We start from the raw sequence: 626 nt of genomic DNA on the forward strand, positions 1-626 counted from the left end.
CGATGCCCGGCGAACCCGGCGGGTCGATCAGCACCGTGTACTCGCGCAACAGACGGCCGTTGGGCTGATCGAGCTGCACGAGGAAGTTCAGGAAAGGTTCGTTGACCGGTTTGCCGGACGTCACCCGGATCATCTGGCGGCTGCCGCGCAGGATCGGGGTGAACTTGAGATCATTGAGAAAGAACACCCGCTCGACGCCCGCCCGGCCGAACTCATCCGCCGAAGCCAGGCTGGCCGAGAGATCGTTTTGCGTCAACGTGCCGACATCGACCAGCGCGATGTCGGCCTTGAACGGCTGATTGAGGGCTGAGTGAACAGTGATCTCGCCCAACCCCAACGCCATCGACCAGGTCGAATAGCTGAATACGCCAGCGAGCAGCAGCCATTTGGCGCCCCCGCGCAGCACGTGCCGACTTGCGAGCATGAGCATCCCTTAAATAAGCAAAACCGGTTTCTATGCGTTCGCACATCCGGTACGAACACGATATTGCCCAGTAGTTCTTATAGTCGGCTCAGCGCGATCTCTCAAAAAATCACTGGCGGGATGTGCCTCAAGATTTTTCCAGGTTGGCCAGAATGTGCCCGTGTACGCGCATGCACACCTTCAAATCCGCCTCATCGACGCC

Annotated in this window: 2 pseudogenes; both read right to left on the reverse strand. The window is 59.1% G+C overall.

Features of this window, described 5'->3' with window-relative positions:
• A pseudogene (locus J5M71_RS26495) lies at window positions 1-424 on the reverse strand (peptidoglycan-binding protein LysM); the annotation flags it as partial.
• A 127-nt stretch (window positions 425-551) separates the two neighbouring features.
• A pseudogene (locus J5M71_RS26500) lies at window positions 552-626 on the reverse strand (MarR family transcriptional regulator); the annotation flags it as partial.

This window comes from Pseudomonas sp. 43(2021), assembly GCF_017490805.1.
Lineage (GTDB): Bacteria > Pseudomonadota > Gammaproteobacteria > Pseudomonadales > Pseudomonadaceae > Aquipseudomonas.